The 17,238-nt window shown below is 69.1% G+C and carries 19 protein-coding genes; 7 read left to right on the plus strand and 12 right to left on the minus strand.

What is annotated here, in order from left to right:
- Positions 1-6: 6 nt before the first annotated feature.
- Genes EDC02_RS33370 through EDC02_RS33380 form a run of 3 tightly spaced genes read right to left on the minus strand, consistent with a single transcriptional unit; the run spans position 7 to position 3,394 of the window.
- The gene (locus EDC02_RS33370; RefSeq protein ID WP_123606175.1) at positions 7-1,755 is read right to left on the minus strand and encodes a hypothetical protein; all 1,749 of its coding nucleotides are present in this window, start codon (positions 1,753-1,755) and stop codon (positions 7-9) included.
- Positions 1,752-2,717: an NADH-quinone oxidoreductase subunit NuoH gene (nuoH, locus tag EDC02_RS33375; RefSeq protein ID WP_123606176.1), complete on the minus strand. Its 966-nt coding sequence runs from the start codon at positions 2,715-2,717 to the stop codon at positions 1,752-1,754. Before nuoH ends, EDC02_RS33370 begins: the two co-directional genes overlap by 4 nt.
- The gene (locus EDC02_RS33380) at positions 2,717-3,394 is read right to left on the minus strand and encodes an NADH-quinone oxidoreductase subunit C (protein ID WP_123606177.1); all 678 of its coding nucleotides are present in this window, start codon (positions 3,392-3,394) and stop codon (positions 2,717-2,719) included. Before EDC02_RS33380 ends, nuoH begins: the two co-directional genes overlap by 1 nt.
- An 85-nt stretch (positions 3,395-3,479) precedes the next feature.
- Here EDC02_RS33380 and EDC02_RS33385 point away from each other — a divergent pair, with 85 nt between their 5' ends.
- A complete protein-coding gene (locus EDC02_RS33385) occupies positions 3,480-4,517 on the plus strand; it encodes a glucose 1-dehydrogenase (RefSeq protein ID WP_123606178.1) in 1,038 nt (345 codons plus the stop codon).
- On the opposite strand, the gene EDC02_RS33390 is transcribed toward EDC02_RS33385, so the two are convergent.
- Complete coding sequence (locus EDC02_RS33390) at positions 4,504-5,448, minus strand: NmrA family NAD(P)-binding protein (RefSeq protein ID WP_123606179.1); 945 nt, start codon at positions 5,446-5,448, stop codon at positions 4,504-4,506. The genes EDC02_RS33385 and EDC02_RS33390 overlap by 14 nt on opposite strands.
- A gap of 123 nt (positions 5,449-5,571) precedes the next feature.
- Between EDC02_RS33390 and EDC02_RS33395 the strand changes: the two genes are divergently transcribed.
- Positions 5,572-6,177, plus strand: a complete 606-nt coding sequence (locus tag EDC02_RS33395) for a TetR/AcrR family transcriptional regulator (RefSeq protein WP_123606180.1) — start codon at positions 5,572-5,574, stop codon at positions 6,175-6,177.
- 30 nt (positions 6,178-6,207) lie between these two features.
- On the opposite strand, the gene EDC02_RS33400 is transcribed toward EDC02_RS33395, so the two are convergent.
- The 3 genes from EDC02_RS33400 to EDC02_RS33410 form a co-directional block, all read right to left on the minus strand.
- Entirely contained in the window at positions 6,208-7,485 is a 1,278-nt protein-coding gene (locus EDC02_RS33400; RefSeq protein ID WP_123606181.1) for a PQQ-like beta-propeller repeat protein, read from the minus strand.
- Positions 7,486-7,496: 11 nt separating this feature from the next.
- Positions 7,497-8,753: a DUF2252 domain-containing protein gene (locus EDC02_RS33405; protein WP_199758103.1), complete on the minus strand. Its 1,257-nt coding sequence runs from the start codon at positions 8,751-8,753 to the stop codon at positions 7,497-7,499.
- Between the two features lie 174 nt (positions 8,754-8,927).
- Entirely contained in the window at positions 8,928-9,464 is a 537-nt protein-coding gene (locus EDC02_RS33410; protein WP_123607345.1) for an NADH-quinone oxidoreductase subunit B, read from the minus strand.
- Between the two features lie 232 nt (positions 9,465-9,696).
- Here EDC02_RS33410 and EDC02_RS33415 point away from each other — a divergent pair, with 232 nt between their 5' ends.
- The 3 genes from EDC02_RS33415 (at position 9,697) to EDC02_RS33425 (ending at position 11,951) form a co-directional block, all read left to right on the plus strand.
- The gene (locus tag EDC02_RS33415; protein WP_123606183.1) at positions 9,697-10,173 is read left to right on the plus strand and encodes a hypothetical protein; all 477 of its coding nucleotides are present in this window, start codon (positions 9,697-9,699) and stop codon (positions 10,171-10,173) included.
- Between the two features lie 11 nt (positions 10,174-10,184).
- A complete protein-coding gene (locus EDC02_RS33420) occupies positions 10,185-10,976 on the plus strand; it encodes a hypothetical protein (protein ID WP_148083738.1) in 792 nt (263 codons plus the stop codon).
- 87 nt (positions 10,977-11,063) lie between these two features.
- Positions 11,064-11,951, plus strand: coding sequence for a YDG/SRA domain-containing protein (locus EDC02_RS33425; protein ID WP_123606185.1), 888 nt, complete (start codon positions 11,064-11,066; stop codon positions 11,949-11,951).
- A 372-nt stretch (positions 11,952-12,323) separates the two neighbouring features.
- On the opposite strand, the gene EDC02_RS33435 is transcribed toward EDC02_RS33425, so the two are convergent.
- From EDC02_RS33435 to EDC02_RS33445, 5 genes are all read right to left on the minus strand, one after another.
- Positions 12,324-12,752: a hypothetical protein gene (locus EDC02_RS33435; RefSeq protein WP_123606187.1), complete on the minus strand. Its 429-nt coding sequence runs from the start codon at positions 12,750-12,752 to the stop codon at positions 12,324-12,326.
- A complete protein-coding gene (locus tag EDC02_RS39890) occupies positions 12,724-13,380 on the minus strand; it encodes a hypothetical protein (protein WP_158632398.1) in 657 nt (218 codons plus the stop codon). The genes EDC02_RS33435 and EDC02_RS39890 overlap by 29 nt, the downstream gene beginning before the upstream one ends.
- A 21-nt stretch (positions 13,381-13,401) precedes the next feature.
- Positions 13,402-13,638: a hypothetical protein gene (locus EDC02_RS39895; RefSeq protein ID WP_148083741.1), complete on the minus strand. Its 237-nt coding sequence runs from the start codon at positions 13,636-13,638 to the stop codon at positions 13,402-13,404.
- A gap of 10 nt (positions 13,639-13,648) precedes the next feature.
- A complete protein-coding gene (locus EDC02_RS33440; protein ID WP_123606188.1) occupies positions 13,649-13,912 on the minus strand; it encodes a hypothetical protein in 264 nt (87 codons plus the stop codon).
- Between the two features lie 236 nt (positions 13,913-14,148).
- Entirely contained in the window at positions 14,149-14,367 is a 219-nt protein-coding gene (locus EDC02_RS33445) for a winged helix-turn-helix domain-containing protein (RefSeq protein WP_370461595.1), read from the minus strand.
- Between the two features lie 375 nt (positions 14,368-14,742).
- On the opposite strand from EDC02_RS33445, the gene EDC02_RS33450 reads away from it, so the two are divergent.
- Together EDC02_RS33450 and EDC02_RS33455 are read left to right on the plus strand one after the other, a co-directional pair.
- Positions 14,743-15,177 (plus strand): DivIVA domain-containing protein, encoded by a 435-nt coding sequence (locus EDC02_RS33450; protein ID WP_123607346.1) that lies wholly within the window; start codon positions 14,743-14,745, stop codon positions 15,175-15,177.
- Positions 15,174-17,105, plus strand: a complete 1,932-nt coding sequence (locus EDC02_RS33455) for a hypothetical protein (RefSeq protein ID WP_123606190.1) — start codon at positions 15,174-15,176, stop codon at positions 17,103-17,105. Before EDC02_RS33450 ends, EDC02_RS33455 begins: the two co-directional genes overlap by 4 nt.
- Positions 17,106-17,238: the final 133 nt, after the last annotated feature.

Below are 17,238 nucleotides of genomic sequence, written 5' to 3' on the forward strand. Positions count from 1 at the left end.
ACGTTGTCACCAGCGGGCGAGGCAGGCGTGTTCCGGATCCGGTGCGACGACCGGCGGCTGCGGGTCCGGGCCGGCGGTCAGATCGACCAGCACCCAGGCCGCCGTGGACGTCGACCAGCGGTCGGCGGGGAAGTCGCGGATTTCCACGATGGTGCCGTACTCGGCGAACTCGGCGGCGACCCGGGTCACGTAGTCGTCCGGCGCGCTGCTGAGGCTGCGGCCGTGCACGTACCAGACCCGGTCGGCGTCACCGAGCCACTCACCGAACGCCTGCGGGTCGCATTTGTCGTGATCGGACGGGTACAGCCGCACGGTGTGCGGTACCAGGTCGTGCTGCGGCCCGTACCAGACCACCATCCGGTAGCTGAACCAGTAGAACAGCACCACGTCGCCGGGCCGGGCCCGGTCGGCCACGTCGGTGAGCGCGGCGGGTCCGGCATCCTTCATCCGTGGGTCGATCGCCTGCCGGTACGCCGCGACGGCCGCCGGGTGGGCGATCACCGGCAGCACGGCGGCGGCCAGCAGCAGCACCAGCGACGCCACCACCTGGCCGGCCCGCCACCCGGTGCCAACCCGCGAAGTCAGCCCGGCGCCGGCCCGCAGAGCCAGCCGTACGCCGCCGTCCAGGCCGGCGACCACCAGGATCACCGTCGGGGCGATCAGCCAGGTCGCCACCCGGTCGGCGAGCGGCAGGCCCCGGGCCGCCGCAGCGGCCACCGCCACCAGCAGGGTCCCGCCGAGCATCGCCGCCCACAGCGACCGGCGACGCCAGATCAGCACGGCGACGCCGGCCACGGCCAGCAGCAGGACCAGCAGCGGTTGACGCCAGTCCAGGGTCACCGTGACGAAGCTGGACCACATCCGGGGTAGCCAGGCGAGGATCTCCACCGGCCCGGAGCCGGCCGGCGGGGTGCCGTCGGCGAAGTAGTCGGCCTGGCCGGGCATGAACGGGAACCGGCGGCGGCGGTGGATCAGGTAGCCGGCGAAGGCGACCGCCGGCGCCGAGCCGGCGAGCAGGACCACCGCGTCGGTCCAGCGGCGACGCAGGGCGAGCAGCAGGGTCATGCCGGCGACAGCGGCGGCGAGGGCCAGCACCGCGGTCAGGCTGACGAAGACGGCGACCAAGGTGGCCGCCGCCCAGCCGACCGGGGTCAGCCAGCGGGACCGGCCCCGGCGGGACCCGACCGACGCCAGGTACCGGTCGCCGAGCAGCAGTACCGCCAGGGCGACCGCCGATTCGACGGCGTACTGCTTGAGCTCGCCGACGTAGGTCAGGATCATCGGCGCGGCGGCGATCAACGCGGTCGCGGCGACCGCCGCCCACCGCCCGACCACCCGGCGGGTGATGATCGCGGTCAGCGCCAGGACGGCCAGCATGCCGGCCAGCGACGGCAGCCGCAGCACCCGTTCGCCGTCGCCGAACGCCAGCCACAGGGTTTTCTCCAGCCAGAGCCAGCCGACCGGGGCGACCTGCTGGAACTCCATCCCCCGGGTCAGCTCAAGGAAGGTGCGGCGCAGGTTGATGGCGATGGCGGTCTCGTCGTTCCACAACCAGATGCCGGCGGCCCAGACCATGATCTGCCCGGCGGCGCCGACGACCAGTGCCACGGCGAGGGCGATCCGGGCCGGCCAGCGCAGCCGGTCCCCCGTCGGCCAAGCGGTGCCGGCCGGCGGCAACTCGTCGGGCCGGTCGGGCTGGTCGGGTCGGTCGGGCCGGCCGCCCGCACGCTCCTCGGTGTGCGTGGCGCTGGTCATCCGATGGCCACCTTCACCCCTGCCGTGAGCACCAGCTGGGCCAGGGCGAGCGGCACCAGCACCAGCCAGCACAACCGTTGCAACTGGTCTTCGCGTAGCCGGGGGAACGACACCCGCAGCCAGATGATCACGAACGCGACGGCGAAGACCTTCAGCAGTGTCCACAGCCAGCCGAGTTGTTCGACGCCGAACGGCCCGTGCCAGCCGCCGAGGAACAGCACGGTGGTCAGCGCGGCGATGACGACGATGCCGGCGTACTCGGCGAGCAGGAAGAACGCGAACCGCAGCCCGGTGTACTCGGTCAGGTAGCCGAAGACCAGCTCGGAGTCGGCGATCGGCATGTCGAACGGTGGGCGACGGATCTCGGCCATGCCGGCGAGGAAGAACACGATCAGGGCGGGCGCCTGCCAGAGCAGCCACCAGGGCCGCCAGGCTTCGACGATGCCGGACAGCGACAGGGTGCCGGCGGCCATCGCGACGCTTGCGGCGGCGAGCACCAGCGGCAGTTCGTAGGCGAGCAGTTGGGCGGCGCCGCGCAGCCCGCCGAGCAGGCTGTACTTGTTGGCCGACGCCCAGGCGGCCATCAGCACGGCGACGACACCGACGCCCATCACGGCCAGGACGAAGAACAGGCCGACGTCGAGCGGCTGGCCGACGAGGTCGCCCGGCCCGAGCGGGATGACGAGCAGAACCAGCAGGTACGGCACGAGGGCGATCGCCGGGGCGAGCCGGAACACCGGCCGGTCGGCGGCGCGCGGGGTGATGTCCTCTTTCTGCACGAACTTGACGCCGTCGGCGATGAGTTGCGCCCAGCCGTGGAAGCCTCCGGCGTACATCGGGCCGAGCCGGCCCTGCATGTGCGCCATCGCCTTGTGTTCCAGCTGCCCGACGAGCAGCGGCAGGGTGAGGAACGCGACGACGACGGCACCGACCCGGATCGTCAGCTCCAGCCAGAGCGGCATCAGGGCGTACCCCCGTCGGGGTTGGCGTTCTGGCCGCCGTCGGGGTCGGCGTCGCGCGCGGACCTGACGGCCTGCGGACCCCATTCGGTCGGCAGCGGTACGCCCGGTGGCCGCATCGGGGCCCGCCGGGCTCCCCCGCCGCCGCCGGCCGGTTCGCCCGGTTCCTTCGCGCCCGGCCACGGCTTGGCGACCCGGGCGGCGAGGACGAACTCCTTGCGCAGCGGGTGGCCTTCGAACTCGGGGGGCAGCAGCAGCGGGGTGAGGGCGGGGTGGCCGACGAAGTGGACGCCGAACATCTCGTGGGTTTCCCGCTCGTGCCAGTCGGCGCCGGGGAACACGTCGACCACGGAGAGCAGCTCGGGGCGTTCGCGCGGCACCCGGGTACACAGCAGCAGGCCGTGCCGGTGCCGGGTGGACCACAGGTGGGCGACGATCGCGAAGCCGTCGTCGAGCTCATCGACGGCGGAGAGCCAGTCGAAGAAGTCGCAGGCCAGGTCGGCGTCGTCGCGGGCGGCGGCGACCGCGGCCGGCCAGCTGTCGGCCGGCACGTCGACGGTGGCCCGGGCGTACCGGTCGCCGCCGCCGGAGACCGTGGCGGTGACCTGCGCAGCCTCCGACGCAGCCGCCGGCTGGTCGAGCAGGCTGACCAGGTGCGCGCCGATCTCCTCGGGGGTCATGGGTCTGATCCTAAGGGCCCGGGTGGGGTGGAAGCGGACCCGACATTTCCCGTGTAGGTCCTGATCTGCGGGGAACATCCCTGTTATGCGTGCGCTGTACGTCACCCCGGGCAAGGCCGACTCGCTGCGGCTCGTCGACGACGCGCCGGAGCCGGCACCCGACGAGGGTGAGGTGCTGGTCGAGGCGGTCGCGGTCGGCATCTGCGGCACCGACGGGGAGATCCTCGGCGGCGACTACGGTGAGCCGCCGCCGGGCCGGGACACGCTGGTCCTCGGCCACGAGTCGCTGGGCCGGGTGATCGAGGACCCGAGCGGGGCGACCCGGCCGGGTGACCTGGTCGCCGGGATCGTCCGGCGGCCCGACCCGGTGCCGTGCCGGTACTGCGCGGCCGGCGAGTGGGACATGTGCACCAACGGACGGTACACCGAGTGCGGGATCAAGGGCGTCGACGGGTTCGCCCGGCAGCGGTGGCGGGTGCCGGCCGAGTACGCCGTACCGCTGCGGCCGGAGCTGGGGCTGGCCGGGGTGCTGCTGGAGCCGACCAGCGTGGTCGCGAAGGCATGGGACCACGTCGACCGGATCGGCGCGCGGGGTTTCTGGGCGCCGCAGCGGGTGCTGGTCACCGGGGCCGGCCCGATCGGGCTGCTCGCGGCACTGCTGAGCGTGCAGCGCGGCCTGGAGACGCACGTGCTGGCCCGGGGCACGTCGGGGCCGAAGCCGGAGCTGGCCCGCCGGCTGAGTGCGACGTACCACGCGGTGCCGGTGGAGGAGCTGGACTTCGACCCGGACGTCATCATCGAGTGCACCGGCGCGCCGCCGGTGGTACGCGAGGTGTTCAACAAACTGGCGCCGAACGGCATCGGCTGCCTGACCGGGATCAACGCCAGCGCCCACCACACCGAGTTGGACCTCAACGAGCTGAACCGCTGCCTGGTGTTGAAGAACAACGTCATTTTCGGCACGGTCAACGCCAACCGGCGGCACTGGCGGCAGGCCGCCGACGCGCTGGCCCGTGCCGACCACGACTGGCTGATGGGCCTGATCACCCACCGGTACGGCCTGGACGACTACCAGCGGGCGTACGCCGAGCAGGGCGGTATCAAGACGGTCATCGAGTTCTGACCGTCGGCCGCCAGTGGTCGGCGTGGGCGGTGCAGAAGTCGCGCAGGCTCGTCGGTGCCCGGCCGGTGACATCGGAGACCGTGCTCGTGGTCCGGTCTTCGGAGCCGGCGGCGATGTCGCCGTCCATGCCGGCAAGGATGGCGGCGAACGCGTCCGGGATGCCGAAGCTGGCGAGCCGGCGGTGCATCGTGTCGACGCCGATCGCGGTGTGCCGCACCGGTCGGCCGCTGACCTCGCTGATCATGGCCGCAACGTCGGCGTAGCTGTGCGCCTGCGGGCCGGTGAGCAGATGTTCGGTGTTGTGCGGGGTCGAATCGGTCAACACCCGTACCGCGACGGCGGCGATGTCGGCGACGTCGATGAAGGCGACCCGGCCGGCTCCGGTGGCGGTGACGATCTCGCCGTCGCGCAGGATGCTGTGCGCGTGTGGGTGCTCGCCGACGAAGTTCTGCATGAACCAGGACGGCCGCAGCACCGCCCACTGCGGGAACTGCTTGGCGATGGTGGTGTGCACCTGGCCGAAACCGGGGTCGCCGGCCTGGAACGCCGATGAGCTGAGCAGCACGATCCGCTGCACTCCGGCGTCGCGGGCCAGGTCAAGGAACGGGTCGAGCTGCGCGGCCGGGTCGGTGGTGCCGGGTGGTGGGATGAGATAAGTCGCGTGTACGCCGGTGACGGCGGCCCGGTGCGACACTGGGTCCGCCCAGTCAGAGGTGACGTGCCGGGCTACGGCATCCGGGTTGGTGGGGCGATGATCGGCGGATCGATCGTCGGTGAGGCGGTCGTCAGTGGGTTGCTGCCGGCTGGCGGCGCGGACCGGGTGGTGCCGGGCGACGAGGCCGTCAACGATGCGCCGACCGGTCTTGCCGGTCGCGCCGAGCACCAAAACGGGCTGCGGGACGCTGGCGTCGGGGCTGGGTGAGTCGGTCAAGATCTTCCTCGATCCGGGTGGTGTGCAGTGATCCACTTGGGCCGCGATACAGTGCGGACCAGCGGTCCGTTTCTACTATACGGACCATCGGTCCGGATATATAGTCGGGGAGGGTGATCGCGCATGCCAGCGGCACGCAAGGAACGGGCCGACGCCGTCCGTAACCGGGAAACCGTGCTGGCCGCCGCCGGCCGGCTGCTCGACGCCACCGACGACCCCGACCAGGTGTCCATGGACGACATCGCCAAGGCCGCCGGCGTCGGCAAGGGCACCCTGTTCCGCGGCTTCGGCGACCGCACCGGGCTGCTGCAGGCCCTCGCCACCCAGCGCAGCGCAGCGCTGCTACCGGCAGCCGACGCGGCCGGCGACACCGGCGACACTGGGGCGGTCGGCGACGCGACCCCGACCGAACGGGTCATCGCAATCTTCGACGCGATCCTCGCCTACAAACAGGCCAACCGTTCACTGACGCTCGCGCTGGAGAGCGCCGGCCGGGGCAGTCCGTACCTCAATCCGGCGTACGACGAACTGCACCGGCACCTGGCCGGCATCATCTCCGGCGTACGCGGCCCGCACGACGCCGACTACCTGGCGCACGCCCTGCTCGGCGCCGTCCGCAGCGACCTGCTGCACCACCTGCGCGCCGAACCGCCTGAGCGGATCAGGGCCGGCGTCGTCGCCCTGATCCGCGCCGTCCTCACGCCGACCGGACGGGTTCGACTGAACTGACCGGTTCCGGTGCCGAGGGCCAGTGCCAGGTCAGGGGCGTACCGGCCGGTGGAGCGTATCGGCCCAGGGCAGATCCTCGTTGGTCAGCTCCCGTTCGGCCGTTCCGGACGGGTACGACGACCGGCGTACCCGGGCCGGGAACCGACGCCAGGCACCGGCCCCGGTGGCCGGGTTCAGCGCGGCGAGGCGCCGGCCGCTGCCGACGTAGAGCAGACCGTCGGCGACGGCCAGCGCGTCGATCCGGCCGACTGGCAGCCACCGCCACCAGTGCACCTCGCGTCGGTCACGTTGGAGCGTGACCAGCAGGCCTTGGATGCCACCGACGTGCAGCAGGTCGTCCGAGGCGGCGATGCTGAGCGCCGGTACGCCGACCCGCCAGACGCGCTGCAACTCACCGGTGTCGCGGTCCAGCAGGTGGACGTCACCATTGCGGCTCGGCACGTAGATCTCCTGCTCGGTGATCACCGGCCGGTCTACCTGCTGACCGGCGATCGCCACCGCCCCGCCCGGCGAGGCGAACGGTAGCAGCCCGGACCGGATCGGCATCCCCGACTTCGGGCGGACCTGTATCGACCAGCCGGCGTCGCCGGTGCCGCGATGGAACGTGATGAACCGGCCCTCACTGTCGCCGACGCAGACCAGCCCGCCGCCGACGGTCAGCGTGGCACCGCCGCCGTCGACCTGGACACCCCAGGCATCGGCCCCGGTGGACCGGTCGAACGCCATGACCAGGTACCAGTCGGCAGTTGCCGTGCTCGGCCCCCAGAGCCGGGTGACGGCGTACACGTGGTCGCCGCCGACCGCTGGTTGTTCCAAGCTGGCCTGCCACGGCTTGTTCGTCTCCGGTGCTGGCACCGTCCACCGCACCCGCCCGTTGGCCGGGTCGAGACAGGACAAAGTGCTGTGGCCCGTGACGACGACGTCCTTCTCGTCGGCGGCTAACCCGGTGACGATGGTGCCGGCGAGCGGATACGTCCACAGGTGGGCTCCGTCAGCCGCCGCCAGCCCGAGCACCGCGACCGGCAAGCCGAACCCGTCGAGGCACCCGGCGACGACCAGGACGTCACCTGCGAGCACCGGTGCCAGCGGCGGAAAAATCCCGTTTGGCTTCGGCTCGCCTCGCCGGACGCGCCATCGTGGCCGGCCGCTGCTGGCGTCAATGGCATAGACGTACCCATCGTCGCAGGCGACATAGACGAGACCACCGGCAACCAGTGGGGCACTCAGCAACCCCCGCGCCGTGAAACGCCAACCGGATCGGGCCATCAGCCCACAGTAGCCGGCACACGCCAACGGCCGGCCCGGCATCGGGCCGGCCGTCAGACCCAGGGCAGCTGGCCGTTGCGGAACAGGTCGACGAAGATGCCGTGGTCGGTGCGGGCGCGGGCACCGTACCGGTGGGCGAAGTCGACCAGGCCCGCGACGAAGCCGGCCTCGTCGGTGTCGACCGCCGCGACGATCGCCTCCTCGGTCGAGTAGTCGACCAGGTCGTGGCTGGACTCGTCGTCGGCGACCGAGTGCATCCGGGCCACCGAGTGGGCCAGGTCGGTGACCACGCCGGTCAGCTCGGCCAGCTCGTTGACGTCGGACCAGTCCAGGTCGGCGGCGTACGGCGACACTTCGGCGACCAGCTGGCCGACGCCGGCCAGCTCGGTGTAGCCGAGCCACGGGTCGGCGTGCGCCTGCAACGCCCGCTGCGACTCGGCGGTCCGGTGGCCCTGGTGCCGGAAGTACGAACGGACGCCTTCGTCGTGGACGTGCCGGGCGACGGCCGGCACCTGGGCCTGCTTCATGTAGACGACGACATCGTTCTCCAGCGCCTGGGTGTGGCCTTCGAGCAGGATGCTGTACGACGGCAGCCCGGCCGAGCCGATGCCGACGCCTTTGCGTAGCACGATGTCCTTGATCTGGGCGGCGACGGCGCGACCGCCGCCGGCCCGGTGCGGCAGGGTGGCCAGGTATTCGCCGAACGCGGCGGTCACCGCGGCCCGGGTGTCGTCGTCGACCTCGTACACCCCGTCGCGGATGACGAACCGCCGCTCGTAGTCGTTGATCGTGGTGAGGGTTTCCAGCAGGCCGACGCGGGTGTTGAGCCGGGCCTCCTGCAGCACGTGGCGCAGCACCCCGTCGGCGTTGGCGAGGGTGATGGAGCCGATCGCCTCTTCGCCGCCGGCGACGATGGCCCGCAGCTCGGCCAGGTAGGCGGTGGCGAAGGTGCGTACCAGGGTGCCGATGATGTCGTCGGAGAGCGCCTTGGCGTAGCCGATCAGGGCGAGGCTGGCGGCGAAGCGGCGCAGGTCCCAGATGAACGGGCCGACGTACGCCTCGTCGAAGTCGTTGACGTTGAAGACCAGCTCGCCGGAGCCGTTCATGTAGGTGCCGAAGTTCTCGGCGTGCAGGTCGCCGTGGATCCAGACCCGGCTGGTCTGCTTGTCGCAGAAGCTGTCGTCGTTGAACGGCCCGTCGGGCTCGGTCTGGTCGGCGTAGAACAGGCAGGCGGTGCCCCGGTAGAACGCGAACGGGCTGGCAGCCATCTTGCGGAACTTGCGGCGGAAGGCGGCCGGGTCGATGGCCATCAGCTCGCCGAACTCGGCGGTCAGGATGTCGACGATCTGCGTCGCGCGCTGAGAATCACTCACGTCCGCGCAGGCTACCGCGTTTCAGCAACCGCGCCGCTGAGCGCCGGGTCAGATCCCGGCGGTACGCCGAGTCAGCTCGGCGATCGGTCGGGTTCTGGCTGGCGGGCCGGCTCAGCTCGGTGGCTTGACGACCGGTGCGGTGAGCCGGTCGACCGGCGAGGCGAGCGGGTCGGGCCGGTGCACGCCGCCGATGCCGGACCGCTCGGCGGCGATCTTCTCCTGCAGCCGCAGGATGCCGTGCAGCAGCGCTTCGGGCCGGGGTGGGCAGCCGGGCACGTACACGTCGACCGGGATCAGCTGGTCGACGCCCTTGGTCACCGAGTACGAGTCCCAGTACGGGCCACCGCAGTTGGAGCAGGCCCCGAACGAGATGACGTACTTGGGCTCGGGCATCTGGTCGTAGAGCCGCTTGATCGCCGGCGCCATCTTGTCGGTGACGGTGCCGGAGACGACCATCAGGTCGGCCTGGCGTGGCCCGTGGGCGAACGGGATGACGCCGAGCCGGATGAAGTCGTGCCGGCCCATGCTGGTGGCGATGAACTCGATCGCGCAGCAGGCCAGGCCGAAGTTGAACACCCAGAGCGAGTAGCGGCGACCCCAGTTCAGCACGAACCGGATCGGCTCACCGAGCACCGCCGGCAACTGCACCACCGCGCCGCCACCTCCTCCGGCCCCGCTCACCCACACGTACGTGCGACCCAGTCAACCACATCGCCTGCCCCGAGCCCGCGCATTCATCGGGCCACGTCCACAGACGACACGAAGCGGGGCATCGCGCGGAGTAGTTGTGCAGTAACCTGAGCCAGATCGACCCTGACGCACGACTGGTCCGACAGGGTCCAGTCCCCTCCCCGCCACTCCCCTGGACCGGTGAGCATCGTTGAGCAGGCAAGCCTCCCCGCTGGCCACGCACGCGAACCTGGGCAGCCTCCTGTCACCCGCCGCCTCCGCAACGACCGTTGGGGGCATCTCCTGGAGGCAGAAGCCCGGCCTCGACAAGGAGGGCCTGGTCCAGGTCCGGATCGCCATCAAGCATCTTGCGCCGTGCGTCCTGCGGATGACGGTCCATCCGCTACGACCGAGCGAGCCCTTCCTTCAATACCTCGTCGGCGCTGGTCGTGACGGCTTCTCGGCCCGGCGGCTGTGCGTCAACCACACGCACCGACCCATCGAGGGCACCCACAAGCATCGGACGGAACCGGCGATAGGCGACGAAGTGGCATACAAACCTACGGACATCCCCGAGGTGCCGTTGGCGCCTCGGGTCGCTCCGGGCGTCCACCGTGCGATATTTGAAGCATTCGCGGCAGAGTGCTTCGTTGAACTGGGTAGTGATTTCACCTGGGTAGAGCCGTGATGGGGGTGGCGATGAACAGCGAAACCGTCGTAGGCGCGATCTTGCGGGCGGTCAACGACCAGAGCACCACCCAGGCGTACGGCGACGGCCTGCTCATCGACCTGCCGCTCACCTACGGCGACGGCGACGCGGTGCGTCTGCTCGTCGAGCCGATCGGTGACGGCTACCGCGTCTCCGACCGGGCCACGGCGACCACCCTGCTGTCGATGGCTGGTGTCAACTTCGACCACGGTCGCCCTGCGGAAGCGATCGCCGAAGCAGCACGCCTGTCCGGGCTGAACGGCTTCGACGCCGTGCCTGGCGAGTTGGCCACCTACGGCGCCAAGGAGTCATTGGGCGAGCTGGTGCTCGCCGTGGCGCAGGCGTCGATGCGGGTGGACCAGCTCCGATGGCTGGCGGTGAAGCAGCCGCCGGTGCGCTTCCCGGACAGGGTCGTTACACGCATCAAGGCGTGGGCCACCAACGACGGTCGACAGGTGCGGCGCGAGGCACCGGTACGACTGAGCTCAGGTCGCCAGCGGCCCGTTACTGTGCAGGTGTCGTCCGCCAACAACGCCGCGTACGTGCAGGCGGTGAGCGGACGCGACCAGGAGCAGGCCGCCGAGCACTGCTACCACATCTTCAGCCTGTCCGAGGTGCCCAAACAGCAGCGCATCGCAGCCCTCGACGGGACACAAGACGACTGGTCGCCGGCCGTCGTCCGCGAGCTGGAGTCGGTGAGCGACGTGGAGTTCTTCGCCACCCCCCACAAGCTGGAGCAGCGCATCGACATCGTCGTACCTCCATCCCTGCAGCACAGCTGACTACGCCAGTCTTGCACCTCCGGCGCAGCCACTTGCCAGAATCGAATCGTCTTCACATTTCCGTCCGCATGACCTACTCTGCCGGCTATGGCGGAGCGGACGTATGGCGAGATCCCCGGCTACCCACCCGGCTCGACGTTCGCGAACCGCACCGAACTCGCAGCGGCCAAGGTCCACCGGCCACTTCAGGGCGGCATCTGCGGCGGGCAGGATGGAGCAGAGTCCATCGTCGTCTCCGGCGGCTATATCGACGACGAGGACTACGGCAACGAGATCGTGTACACGGGCCAGGGCGGTAACGACCCCCGAACCAAGCGTCAGGTCGCGCATCAAGAGCTCACGCGCGGAAACCTCGGGCTTGCCAGGAGCCGACTCGATGGCAACCCGGTCCGCGTAATTCGCGGCGCGGGAGCGAACGAGACGCACTCACCCAAGGTCGGTCTCCGCTATGACGGACTCTTCAGAGTCGTTGACCACTGGAAAGACATCGGGACCGACGGGTACACTATTTGGCGCTTTCGCTTGGTGACTTACGAGAGCTTGGATCTACCCAGGATCCTCGCTCCGCCGGAGACGTCCACCCGTACCACTCGGGTCGAGGCCACAATTCAACGGCTCGTTAGAAGTGCCACTGTCGCAGCGGAGGCCAAGCGTCTTCATGACTACACATGCCAAATCTGCGGAATCAAGCTGATGACCCCCGCCGGCCCATACGCGGAAGCCGCACACATCAAGCCCCTCGGGAAGCCGCACAACGGCCCAGACGTCCTCAGCAACGTCCTCTGCCTCTGCCCGAACCATCACATACTGTTCGACAACGGAGCCCTTCAAATTGACTCGAGTGGTCGAGTCATAGACACCATGAGTAATACGTTTGTCGTTGACCTGCAGCAGACCGAAAAACACCCGCTCAACTGGTCTTTGATCGAATATCACCGAAATATTCGTCTGGCCGACGAGCAAGTCGCAGATTAGGAGCCGAGAGGCCACCTGCGCAACTACATCACGAAGTCCGGACTACACGAAAGCCAGCCCGGTCGAACCGTTAGGACTAGCCAAGGAGCCCTCGGTACTCGGATGTAGCCTTGCTAGCTTGCCGCACAAGTTTCGTAGCCTCCGTCAAGCGCTGTTGACTCTGCTCGCAGCGAGTGATTGCAGCTTGAACCAGCGGATGTCCAGCGCTAGACGAGACGGATCGCAGCATGATGAGCATTCTTTCGATCTCGTCGATCGCGCCCTGAATTCGGGCGACGACCTTGGCTGCCTGCTCCTCGGACATGGCAAGCCCGGCTTTGACTTCTTGGATGTTGGCCAACAATCACCTTTCAGTCCACCATCTCGACGATCTCATCGGGCCGCCAGGCGCTCGGCCTTGCGCAGGAGATCGTCGAGATCGCTGTCTGTCATGTCTAGGTCGGCGACCGCATGATGGATGGCTACAATTTGCGTCTTGGGCAACTCCAGCGCCGACACATTCAAATCGGCCGCCGGATCCAGAGCAGCTCGAATCGCAGCTTCCGCAATGCTTGGATCAACTTGGGCCGCAACGGGGTTCGCAGCTCGCATGTCTGCGACAAATTGGATCACCGCACTTTGGCTCCATTTGCCCCCGAACCTACGATCGATGGCGTAGTAGAAGACCGCAGCCAGGTAAGAGGCGAACCCGTCGCCCCAGCCCTCTTCGTCGAGCAGGCGCTCGATCCGGTCGTTTTCCTCGTGGTCGTCGCGGACGAACGTGCGGACATAGTCAACTATTTCCGGCTTGATCTCGGTCATTTCTCTTCGCTCTCGAGTTCCTGAACTTCCTGATGAACGAATGGACGATCAGCCCCGCGCCGGTCAATGCAATAACAACGTCGGCGACAGGGTGTTGAGAATCTTGTGCCCTTGGCTGCAGGAAAGGATTTTGTCCAGGTGCAACTGTTCCCGAATGGGTGTCCCCAGGTCTCACAAGATCCTTGATAGCAGAGGCAATGTCACGCGCCAACTGCTCACCTTGCTTGATCTCTCCCTCTTTTTCCCCGACAGCGTTGACCAGCTTACGATGAAGCTGCTCGGCACGGGATTCCTGTGTCAGCGCCTCCTCGGCTAGCCGTTCACCATCCGGCATCCCGTCAGCACTGCTAAATCGCCAACCGGGTGCCACGATCTTGAAATACGCCTCGTACTGGGCACGAGCAGCATCAAGAAGGTTCGCGTATCGCCCGCACTTGTCTGCGGCGATTTGCGCCTCGGCCATCGCCCGACGCACTTTAGGATCGGTAGCGCCTTCAGCCGTGCGTTCATAGATGTCCCGGGCCTGTTCAGCGTCAACCGCTGCCCGTCTCGCTCGCACCGCAGCCTCGGCAAGTTGATCAAAAGCCGCCTGAACCTGGGCAAGGACAGGTTCCATGCTTGCGGTCACTATATCTGACCTCGGTACTCGTCAGCCAACTCGACGGCACAAATCAAATCTACGGACAGTCCGCTCGATTTCCTGCGCCGCAGCAATGAAAGTCTTGCCGGCCGCAACAACTTCATCTTTCCTACTGTCGCGGCAAGCGCTTTCGGCTAGGGCTTTGCCTTCCGCAACAACCTCTGCGGCACCCAGAAAGATGCCGCGAGCTCTGGCCATTAATGTGTTCGCCTCGACAAGCGCGGCTTTGACGTCGTCGACACTCATCGCCTGCGCCTCAGCCGAGCCGATCCCCGTAGTTGCGGGTAGCCTCGTTCGCTCCGTAGATCAGGTTGGAGACTTCATGGAGATACTCCAGGCCCTGCTCGCAGGCATTGATGGTTGCATTGATGTGGGGGTGTCCCGTGCCAGCCCCGAGCACACGGACGTCTCCCATGATCCCTTCGAGCATCTCCCGCGCGGCACGGATCTCTTGGATGGTCGCACCGCCGTGTGCCATGGCCTGGGCGAGACCAGCCTTGACCTCGTGGATGCTGGCCATCCGGTCCCTCCCATCGGCCTACGCTCAGGGATGCGTCTCGGGGCTCCCGAGCCGTTGGCCCACACTATCGGAGCCTGCGAACCAGTGTCGCCCCCGCTACAAGCGCTCCCACGGTTAGTCTCTGGACCTACCAACGTAGACGAGATTGCGCCCCGCGGTCATACCGCTGATCGTCCAGGCCTCGCTGCAAGCATCACGGCGATGTCAGCGGAGCAGCCAGCCGCGTAGGCGGAGTTCTACTTCGGTTCGGCGACGAAGACGCCAACGCCCTGGGCGCTCTCGACAAGGCCCTCCGTGCGCAGGGCATGCATGGCGTAGCGGATCACCGAGTCCGAGACGTTGTGCTCGGCCTTGAGCTGGGCAGTTGATGGGAGCTTGTCGCCGGGCCGCAGCTCGCCGCTCTTGATCTGAGCGCGAATGTGGTCGGCAAGCTTCTCCCACTTGGTGGCGGGCATGGGCACTCCTTGGTCTCCACCCGCCATGAGATCACGCGGATAGCTCAGGCAGCAAGATGCCGGTACAGCGAACTAGTGGTGTTGACTTAAGCGAACTACTTCGCTTAGGTTCCTCGGTGCGAGGTTTCCTCCTTGGTCTCCAACCTCAGAGGACGCCACGCGGCCGGTCGGGGCGGTCAGCGGGTCACGCCGTTGGGCGTCCCGGCCCCGAAGGTTTGCCCTGGTCGCCGTACTGCCGAGGAGGGCTGCGGCGATCGGGGTGGGGGTGGCCCCGCCGGTTCGGCAAGCGGCAGGGCCACCCCCGTCCAGGCACACGGTCCACGACACAGCCAGACCCGAACACCCAGTAGTCAAGGAATTGGGGAGGAAGACGTGATGCGAGAGCTTTGGCGACGCTGGCGGCTGCGCCGGCAACGCCGCACCATGGCCGGCACGCCGCCGCGTGACTGGCCGAACGGCAGCGGTGTCTACCGCGTACCCGCCGATGGTCGTGGCCGCAACCAGCGGCCCGCCGCGTACCGGCCGATCCGGCCCTGGCAGATCCGCGCCCACCGCTTCCCGACCGTCACCCGCAAGGCGCACGGGCCCGGCCTGGACCCCGGCGAGGTCGCCGCCTTCCTCGAACGGGTCGCCCACGACCTCGGCGTCGTCTACGCCGAGCTTGACCGCACCTACGAGCAGAACGACCGGATCAAGGACGCGCTGCGACGGTGGCAGACCAGCCAGGCCCGCGCCGCGCAGGCCACCGTCAACCTGCCCGCCTGGACCGGCGCCGGCACCACCACCGCCAGGTACGCGGGGCAGCCGTGACCCACGACCCGACCCCGCACCACACTGTCACCGTCGTCACCTGCCCCCGGTGCGACGGCAGCCCCGCCGCGGCGTGCCCGCGCTGCGGCGGGGCCGGCAAACGCCGCGCCCAGTTCGTGCTCACCGTCGCCAACATCGACACCGCCGCCGTCGCGTCGGCGAACGTCGTACCCGGCGCGGTCACCCCGACCCGCACCGACGACGGCCGCTTCTGGTGCCTCGACCTGGCGCCCGTCGTCGACGACCTCGCCGCCCGGGTCGGCGCCGCCCACGTCTACGACCCCGAACTACCCGGCGAACCGATCTTCGCCCCGTGGGCGGAACTGCCCGCCGGCTGGCAACCCGACCTGCCCGACCACCAACGGCACGCCCTCGAAGCCGCACCGATCGCCGCCGAAAGCTACGAACCATGGCGGATCTGGTACGGCCGCACCGCCGCCCCACCACCGCCCGACCCGGCCCGCCGCCTCGGCGCACTCTGCGAAACCGCCGAACTGCTCTGCCTCGACCTGGTCATCGAAGCCCGCCGCGACCCACTCGCGCCCGACAGCGACCGCTTCCGCTGGGACGTCCGTTTCGAACTGCCCGGCAGCCCGGTCCCCACCGGCGTCGGCCGCTACGGCAGCTTCGCCGAGGCCGCCACCCGGGTCAGTGTCGCCCGCGCCTGCTACGAGCTGGTCGACCGCAGCCAGCACGCCCCCGCCCACCACGTCACCCCACGCCCGGCCAACGGCATCAGCCTCGGCCCGCCACCGGTCGACGTCGACCAGCTCGAACGCCGCATCGTCGCCGACTGCACCGCCCTGCTCACCGGCGAACCGACCCCCGGCGCGCACGCCATCTGGCGCGACGGCCGCTGGTGGCACACCACCCTGCGCGCCGACGCCGACACCGACACCGACGGGCGGCTGGCCCGCTCCTGGCAGCCACCGCCACCATCGTGGCAAGGACCACCCATCCCGCACCGGCGCTGCCCCGACTGCACCCACCTGCCGCACTGGGAAGACTGCGACTGCGACCGGATCGGCGGCTGCCGCACCTGCGGCGGCACCCACCGCATCTATCAAGGTGCGACCGTCACCATCGCCGCCGGTCGCCGCCGGGTCCGCCACCTCAACTGGCCACCCCTCGGCGGTACGCCGCCAGCCGCGCCGCCCTGGCTCGGCTACCACCCCAACGGCAAGGCAATCCACCAACTCCCGCCGGAGTACCAGCTCACCCACCACCTCACCGAGCTCGGCCTCGACCCGACCGAGTTGGCCACCCTCGACGGGCTGACCATGTTCCTGCGCGACCACGAGCTGCTGCACGGCTACGCCACCGTCCACCGCCCCGGCGGCGACCCGCTCACCGCGTACCTGGAGAACGTCACCAACGGGCACCCCGGCGGCCGGATCCTGCTGCACGCCACCCCACCGAAGGTGCCGCCCCTGGCCACAGTGGTCACACTTGCGTACGCCCTCGGCCTGGCCCTGGTCGTCAGCGTCGCCGACCACCGCCGCAACGACGGCATCCCCTACCAGGTCCAGGGCCTCCGCTGGGGAGTCCGCTTCGCCCCACCCGACACCACCCGCCACCTCGACCGCTGGAATCCCGGAGCACACCAGCCCAGCCTGCCGAAAGCGATCACGCAAGCCCTGGAGTACCTCCCCAACGCCACCGACCACACCGTGCCCACCGACCCGACCACCCCGATCCTCGTACCGACCAACCTCGACAACAACCCAGGCGAGCCCGACAGCCGCCTACCCGACCCGGTGCCCGCGCTCACCGCACTCGCCACCTACCACCCCGGCACCGTCGTCACCGCCGTGCTCACCCCACAACGATGCGAAGTCCACCTACCCGACGGCCCACACCACACCAAGCTGATCGCCACCGCCGCCACCCTCGACGGAGCGGTCACCGCGGTGACGGCCGACATCTGATCCCACCCGGTAGGCGTCTTGTCCCCCGCGCGAGCTACCCGCAATTGTCCACCGCGCGGTGACGATTGTGGCGGCGAAAATTCATAGGTTCTTCGTGTCCGCGGCGCTCCAGTCGCGGACTGCGAAGGAGTCA

Origin of the sequence: Micromonospora sp. Llam0 (genome assembly GCF_003751085.1) — a bacterium.
Taxonomy (GTDB): domain Bacteria; phylum Actinomycetota; class Actinomycetes; order Mycobacteriales; family Micromonosporaceae; genus Micromonospora_E.